The organism is Streptomyces sp. NH27 (assembly GCF_056859195.1).
In genome coordinates this window covers 1-7,750 of the sequence record NZ_JACEGK010000380.1, presented here as the reverse complement: position 1 = coordinate 7,750, position 7,750 = coordinate 1, and the positions used below count along the sequence as shown (strand labels likewise).

The window sequence follows — 7,750 nt, the reverse complement described above, 5'->3', positions numbered from 1 at the left end:
GTCCCCCGCCCCGGCGCACGACACGGGATGGGTGCCGGCAGTGACGGAGGGGAGCGAGGCGTTGAGCTCGTTTGTGAGCACACCGCCGCGGGGCACGCCGCTGGAGGCGGCCGGACACACCGCGGACGAGGACTCGGTGGGCATGCGCATCCCGATGCCGGTGCAGACCGGCCCCGAGGCGGACCGGCTGCGGTACGTCGGCGCGGCCACCCGCCGGATCGCCCGCGGCCTCGACCTGGACGAGATCCTGCTCGGACTGTGCCGCTCGGCGGTACCCGCGTTCGCCGACGCGATCCTGGTCTACCTGCGCGAGCCGCTCCCGGTCGGCGACGAGCGCCCCTCGGGGCCGCTGCGGCTGCGGCTGCGCCGGGCCGACGGCGGCCTGGAGGGCCCCGGCGACACCCCGGACGTGCCGGTCGGCAACCTGCCGGCACTGGAGACGCCGTACGGCGGCGCCCCCGAGACCATCGGGGTGCTGCTCGACGGGCCGCTCGCCGAGGTGCTGCGCGGGGTGCGCCCGGTCTTCGCGGAGTCGCCGCGGGCCGCGGACGCCCTCGCCGAACTCCTCGGCAACCCCCCGGGCCCGCTGCCGGGCGGCCGCCGCGCGCTGCTGGCCCCGCTGCGCGGCCGCCGCCGGGTGATCGGCGCCGCGGTACTGCTGCGCCGCGCGGACCGGCCGCCGTTCGAGGCCGACGACCTGCTGGTCGCCGCCCAACTCGCCACGCACACCGCGCTCGGCGTCGACAAGGCGGTGCTCTACGGCCGCGAGGCGTACATCGCCGACGCCCTCCAGCGCGAGATGCTGCCCGACTCGCTGCCGCAGCCGACCGGTGTGCAACTCGCCAGCCGCTACCTGCCGGCCGCCGAGTCCGCCCGGGTCGGCGGCGACTGGTACGACGCGATCCCGTTGCCCGGCAGCCGGGTCGCGCTGGTCGTCGGCGACGTGATGGGCCTCTCCATGACGTCAGCGGCGATCATGGGCCAGCTGCGCACCACCGTGCAGACCCTCGCCGGGCTCGACCTCGCCCCGCAGGAGGTGCTCTACCACCTCGACGAGCAGGCCCAGCGGCTCGGCCAGGACCGGATGGCCACCTGCGTCTACGCGGTGTACGACCCGATCGCGCACCGCCTGGTGGTGGCCAACGCCGGTCACCCGCCGCCCGTACTGCTGCATGCCGACGGCCTCGCCGAGGTGCTGCGGGTGCCCCCGGGTGCCCCGATCGGCGTCGGCGGGGTGCCGTTCGAGGCCGTGGAGCTGCCCGCGCCCGCCGGGGCGACGCTGCTGCTCTACACCGATGGCCTGGTGGAGTCCCGCACCCGCGACGTGTGGGGCGGCATCGAGATGCTCCGCGAGCGGCTGCACGACGCCGCCACCGTGGTCTCCCCGCCGCCGCTGGAGCCGCTGTGCGACGAGGTGCTGGAGATCCTCGGCCCCGGCGACCGCGACGACGACATCGCCCTGCTCGCCGCCCGCTTCGCCGGGATCGCGCCGAGCGACGTCGCGTACTGGTTCCTTGAACCGCAGGCCCAGACCGCGGGACGCGCCCGCCGGCTGGTCCGCCAGGCGCTGATGCGCTGGGGCCTGGAGGACCAGGTCGACGCCGCCGAGTTGCTGGTCAGCGAGATCGTCACCAACGCGGTGCGGTACGCCGAACGCCCGGTCACCTTGCGGCTGCTGCGCACCGACGTGCTGCGCTGCGAGGTCGGCGACGACGCACCGCTGCTTCCCCGGATGCGGCACGCCGCTCCCGAGGAGGAGGGCGGCCGTGGCCTCTACCTCGTCAACCGCATGGCCCAGCGCTGGGGCGCCACCCGTCTGGGCGCCGGCAAGGTCGTCTGGTTCGAGCTGCCGCTGTGATTTTTGGGTTGCCCGGAGCGGGTGCCAATAGGTGTTCGGGTTCGCCGTGTAGGCACTGAGCCCAAAGGGGGCGCCGCTGTCGAAAGGGAGAGCGCGCGGAGATTCGTGAGGAACGAGCGAATCGAGCACGGTCGACCCTCGACAGCGAGTCGAAGTCCCCGGCGGCGAGGGGCCGGCAATAAAGAGGCTTGAGCGGGTGCCGCTGCGGAAGAAGGGCACCCCCGGGACGGCGCGCGCTTGGCCGGCCTCACCGACACGGCGTGGCCTGAGCGCGTCAGCGGGTGTGCCGAGCGCGTCGAGAACATGCCGCGCCGGATGTTCGGTGCGAGGGTGGGGAGCGGCCCGCGAGACGGTGACCGGTGTCCTGATGCGGCATCGGACAGGAGGACCCGGAAGGACACTCCATGAGCACGTCGAACATCCCGCCCACCACCGACAACGCCGGCGTCCCGGTGGAGAGCGACGAGCATTCGCTGAGCGTCGGACCCGACGGCCCGATCCTGCTGCAGGACCACTATCTGATCGAGAAGATGGCCCAGTTCAACCGGGAACGGGTCCCCGAGCGGGTGGTGCACGCCAAGGGCAGCGGGGCGTACGGCCGGTTCGAGGTGACCGACGACGTCAGCCAGTTCACGAAGGCCGACCTGTTCCAGCCGGGCCGCTCCACCCGGATGCTGGCGCGGTTCTCGACGGTCGCCGGTGAGCAGGGCAGCCCCGACACCTGGCGCGACCCGCGCGGTTTCGCGCTGAAGTTCTACACCGGGCACGGCAACTACGACCTGGTCGGCAACAACACCCCGGTGTTCTTCGTCCGGGACACGATCAAGTTCCAGGACTTCATCCGCAGCCAGAAGCGCCGCCCCGACAACGGCCTGCGCGACAACGACATGCAGTGGGACTTCTGGACGTTGTCCCCGGAGTCCGCGCACCAGGTGACCTGGCTGATGGGCGACCGGGGCATCCCGAAGACCTACCGGCACATGAACGGCTACGGGTCGCACACCTACATGTGGATCAACGGCGCCGGCCAGAAGTTCTGGGTGAAGTACCACTTCAAGACCGACCAGGGCATCGACTTCCTCACCCAGGCCGACGCGGACGCGATGGCCGGGCAGAACGCGGACTTCCACCGGCAGGACCTGTACCAGGCGATCGACCGGGGCGAGCACCCGTCGTGGACGCTGCGGGTGCAGATCATGCCGTTCGAGGACGCGGCGGACTACCGGTTCAACCCGTTCGACCTGACGAAGGTGTGGCCGCACAGCGACTACCCGCTGATCGAGGTCGGCCGGATGACGCTGGACACCAACCCCGAGGACTACTTCATCCACATCGAGCAGGCCGCGTTCGAGCCGTCGAGCATGGTGCCGGGAATCGGCCCCTCCCCCGACAAGATGCTGCTCGGGCGGCTGTTCTCCTACCCGGACACGCACCGGTACCGGATCGGCCCGAACTACCAGCAGCTCCCGCCGAACCGCCCGCACGTGCCGGTGCACTCCTACGCCAAGGACGGGCCGATGCGGTTCGAGCCGGCCCGGACCGGAGCGCCGTACGCGCCGAACTCCTACGGCGGGCCGGCCGCGTCCGCGGAGGCGCACGGCGACATCGCCGGGTGGCAGGCGGCCGGCGAGATGGTGCGGGAGGCGTACACGCTGCACAGCGAGGACGACGACTTCGGGCAGCCGGGAACGATGGTGCGCGAGGTGCTGGACGACGCGGCGCGGGACCGGCTGGTCGGCAACGTCGCCGGGCACCTCTCCAACGGGGTCAGCGCGCCCGTCCTCGAACGCGCCTTCGCGTACTGGCGCAGCGTCGACCGGAACGTCGGCGACCGGATCGCCCAGGCCGTCACGGCGCCCTGACCGTCGGGAGGGCCTGGCCCCCCGTAAGAGCGCAGCCCCGGTACACGTGTTCCCGCCGTGTTCCGGGGCTGCATCGCGTGCCGGCCCGGTCGGGTCCCGCGCCACGGCCGCCCGGCGAAGGAGCCGCCGCCGCCCGAGTCCAACAAGCGGCATCAAACCGTCCTGACCTGCGAGAACACTCGATCCAGTGAGTTATGCACCATGGGTATACACGCGATGTATACCCATGGTGTAGTGTGCTCCACATGTCAATCGGCCAGACCCTGCTCGGACTCCTGGAGTCCGGCCCGCGCCACGGTTACGACCTCAAGCGCGCCTTCGACGAACGCTTCGGACACGATCGGCCGCTCGCCTACGGCCAGGTGTACTCGACCATGGCCAGGCTGCTGAAGAACGGCCTGGTCGAGGTGGACGGCATAGAGCCCGGCGGCGGCCCCGAACGCAAGCGGTACGCCATCACCGACGCCGGGATCACCGACGTGGCGAGCTGGCTCGCACAGCCGGAGAAGCCCGAGCCTTACCTCCAGACGACCCTCTACACCAAGGTCGTACTGGCGCTGCTGACCGGCAGGTCCGCGCTGGACCTGCTGGACACCCAGCGGGCCGAACACCTGCGGCTGATGCGCGAGCTGACCCGGCGCAAGAGGGACGGCGACCTCGCCGACCAGCTCATCTGCGACCACGCCCTGTTCCACCTGGAAGCCGATCTGCGCTGGCTCGAACTGACCGCAGCCCGTCTGGACCAACTCGCCGCGGAGGTGGCCAAGTGAGCGCAGGAGAAGCGAACCCCCACGACGTGAACGCGTTCGGCGCGAACGCCCACAGCGTGGACGCCAACGGCCTGGGCGCCAACAGCGGAAGCGGTCCGGCCCGGACCGAACCGCTGCTGCGGGCGATCGGTATACACAAGGCGTACGGTCCCACCGCCGCCCTCGACGGGGCGGACCTGACCATCCGCGCCGGTGAGGTCGTCGCCGTGATGGGGCCGTCCGGGTCCGGCAAGTCGACGCTGCTGCACTGCCTGGCCGGGATCGTACGGCCCGACTCCGGCGAGGTCCGCTACCGCGGCCAGGAACTGTCGGCGATGTCCGACGGGGAGCGCAGCGCGCTGCGCCGTACCGACTTCGGCTTCGTCTTCCAGTTCGGCCAGCTGGTCCCGGAGTTGACCTGCCTGGAGAACGTGGCGATGCCGATGCGGCTGGGCGGTATCAAGCGCCGCGTGGCGGAGGCGAAGGCGGCCGAGTGGCTGGAGCGGCTGGAGGTCTCCGATGTCGCCGGCAAGCGGCCAGGCGAGGTCTCCGGCGGGCAGGGCCAGCGCGTCGCGGTGGCCCGCGCCCTCGTCGACGACCCCCGGGTGGTCTTCGCCGACGAGCCGACCGGCGCGCTGGACTCGCTCAACGGCGAGCGGGTGATGCGGCTGCTCACCGACGCCGCCCACGACACCGGCGCGGCCGTTGTCCTGGTCACCCACGAAGCCCGGGTGGCCGCGTACTCCGACCGGGAGATCGTCGTGCGGGACGGGAAGTCGCGCGACATGGAACGGGTGTCATGAGCTCCCAGCAAGGAAGCACACGGTTCGAGCCGTTCGCCGGCTTCGACGCGGCCGGCGGCGGTCCGCACCGCCCGGGACGCCCGCCCGAATCGGCCGAGCCCTCCGCGGGCCTGCGCACCTGGCTGCGCGACCTCGCGCTCGGCGCCCGCTTCGCGTTCAGCGGCGGCCGGGAGGGGTGGACCCGCACCCTCCTGACCGCGGTCGGCGTGGGGCTCGGCGTGGCGCTGCTGCTGCTGACCGCCGCCGTGCCGGCGATGATGCACACCCGCGGCCAGAAGGAGGACGCCCGGCAGAGCGCCAGTACCGAGTACATCGCCCACCCCAGCGCGAGCACCCTGCTGTGGGCCAACGCCGAGACGACCTACCACGAGCACGACATCTCCGGGTACCTGTTGCACCCCGAGGGGGCGAAGGCACAGCTCCCGCCGGGCCTGGCACGCTGGCCCGGCGACGGGCAGATGGCGGTGTCGCCCGCGCTGAAGAAGCTGCTGGCGTCCACGCCGCTGCTGCGCCAGCGCCTCCCGTACCCCATCACCGGCACCATCGGGAAGGCCGGGCTCACCGGCCCGGCGGAGTTGTACTACTACGTCGGCAGCGACCAACTGGTCGCCCGCGACTCCCAATACCGGGGCGGCAACGCCGACCGGATCACCGGCTTCGGGTCCCATGAGCAGTCGGACCCGCTGGGCCCGACACTCCAACTGCTCCTGGTCGTCGTCCTGGTGGTGCTGCTGCTACCGGTCGCGGTGTTCATCGGCACCGCGGTACGCCTCGGCGGTGAACGCCGTGACCGGCGGCTGGCCGCGCTACGGCTGGTCGGCGCGGACATCCGGATGACCCGCCGGATCGCGGCCGGCGAGGCCCTGCTCGGCGCGCTGTTCGGGCTGGTCTTCGGCGCGGCGCTGTTCCTGATCGGCAGACAACTCGCCTCGATGTTGAGCGTCATGTCGATCTCGGCGTTCTCCTCCGATCTGACGCCGAACCCGGCGCTGACCGTGCTGGTCGTGCTCGCCGTGCCCTTCGCGTCGATCGCGGTCACCCTGGCCAGCCTGCGCGGCACCGCGATCGAACCGCTGGGCGTCGTACGGCAGGCGCTGGGTCGGCGGCGCAGGCTGTGGTGGCGGCTGCTGCTGCCCGTGGCCGGACTGGCGCTGCTGATACCGCTGTTCGGCAAGGCCGACAAGGGCTCGGGGATCAACGAGTACCAGGTCGCGATCGGCGCCGTACTCCTGCTCTTCGGGGTGACCGCGGTGCTGCCGTGGGTGATGGAGGCCGCCGTGGGGCGGCTGCACGGCGGGCCGGTGGCCTGGCAACTGGCCATCCGCAGGCTCCAGCTCAGCAGCAGCGCGTCCGCCCGGATGGTGAGCGGGGTGACCATCGCGGTCGCCGGCGCGATCGCGCTCCAGATGCTCTTCAACGGCATCAGCGGCGACTACGTCAGTTTGACCGGCGCCGACACCAAACGCGCCCAAGCCATCGTCAGCGGCCCGGTCGAGGACAGCGCGCGCCTCACCGCCGACGCCAAGTCCATCGCCGCTCAGAAGGGCGTCAAGGAGGTCTACGGCTACGCGCAGGGCAACGTCACCCGGCCGGACGCGAGCAAGCTCCCCAAGCGCGAGGGGACGCAGTACACATACCTGTCGATCAACGTCGGCGACTGCACCGCGCTCCGGCAGATCGCACGGATCACCACATGCCACCCCGGCAGCGTGTTCCTGGTGCCGCCGACCGAAGACGACTACGTCGACAAGGACTACCAGAAGTACGCGAAGCCCGGCGGGAAGCTCGACCTCAACGCACCGGCCGGCGACACCTACACCGGCAAGCCCCGGCTGTGGCAGATCCCGGCCACCGCGGTCAACACCCGCACCCGGGAGGACGCGGCGGGTTCGCTAGCCTGGGGCGTGCTCGCCACTCCGGAGGCGATCGACAGCTCGTTGCTCAACGAGCTGGACATGCGGCTGTCGGTCGTGCTCGACCCGAAGCAGCCCGACGCGATCGAGCGGGCCCGCAACGCCGTGTCCCGCCTCGGTGTCGACGCGAGAATCTTCACCTTGTACGACACGCGGACGGAGGCCAGCTTCACACAGATCCGCCGGGGGCTGTTCGCCGGGGCTGCGTTCACCATGGCGCTCATCGGCGCGGGCCTGCTGGTGACGATGCTGGAGCAGTTGCGCGAACGCAAGAAGCTGCTCGCGGTACTGGTCGCGTTCGGCACCCGGCGCTCGGTGCTGGCCTGGTCGGTGCTGTGGCAGACCGCCGTGCCGGTGGTGCTGGGGCTGCTGCTCGCCGTCGCGGGGGGTATCGGGTTCGGCGCGGCGCTGCTCGCCATGGTGCAGCGGCCCTTCCACACCGACTGGGGCAGCGTCGTCACGATGTCCGGGGTCGGGGCGGGGGTCATCTTCGTGGTGACGCTGCTCAGCATGCCGCCGCTGTGGCGCCTCATGCGGGCGGACGGGCTCCGCACGGAGTAGGGAG

5 protein-coding genes are annotated in these 7,750 nt (G+C 71.7%); all 5 read left to right on the top strand.

Annotation, left to right across the window (positions count from 1 at the left end; genetic code table 11):
* Positions 1–61: 61 nt before the first annotated feature.
* The 5 genes from AC13HU_RS26435 to AC13HU_RS26415 all read left to right on the top strand — a co-directional run bounded on the left by AC13HU_RS26435 (position 62) and on the right by AC13HU_RS26415 (position 7,746).
* The gene (locus tag AC13HU_RS26435) at positions 62–1,858 is read left to right on the top strand and encodes an ATP-binding SpoIIE family protein phosphatase (protein WP_483044459.1); all 1,797 of its coding nucleotides are present in this window, start codon (positions 62–64) and stop codon (positions 1,856–1,858) included.
* Between the two features lie 404 nt (positions 1,859–2,262).
* Entirely contained in the window at positions 2,263–3,720 is a 1,458-nt protein-coding gene (locus AC13HU_RS26430) for a catalase (RefSeq protein WP_483044458.1), read from the top strand.
* 245 nt (positions 3,721–3,965) lie between these two features.
* Entirely contained in the window at positions 3,966–4,490 is a 525-nt protein-coding gene (locus AC13HU_RS26425; RefSeq protein WP_483044457.1) for a PadR family transcriptional regulator, read from the top strand.
* 113 nt (positions 4,491–4,603) lie between these two features.
* Positions 4,604–5,272, top strand: a complete 669-nt coding sequence (locus tag AC13HU_RS26420) for an ABC transporter ATP-binding protein (protein ID WP_483044460.1) — start codon at positions 4,604–4,606, stop codon at positions 5,270–5,272.
* Entirely contained in the window at positions 5,269–7,746 is a 2,478-nt protein-coding gene (locus AC13HU_RS26415) for an ABC transporter permease (protein WP_483044456.1), read from the top strand. The genes AC13HU_RS26420 and AC13HU_RS26415 overlap by 4 nt, the downstream gene beginning before the upstream one ends.
* Positions 7,747–7,750: the final 4 nt, after the last annotated feature.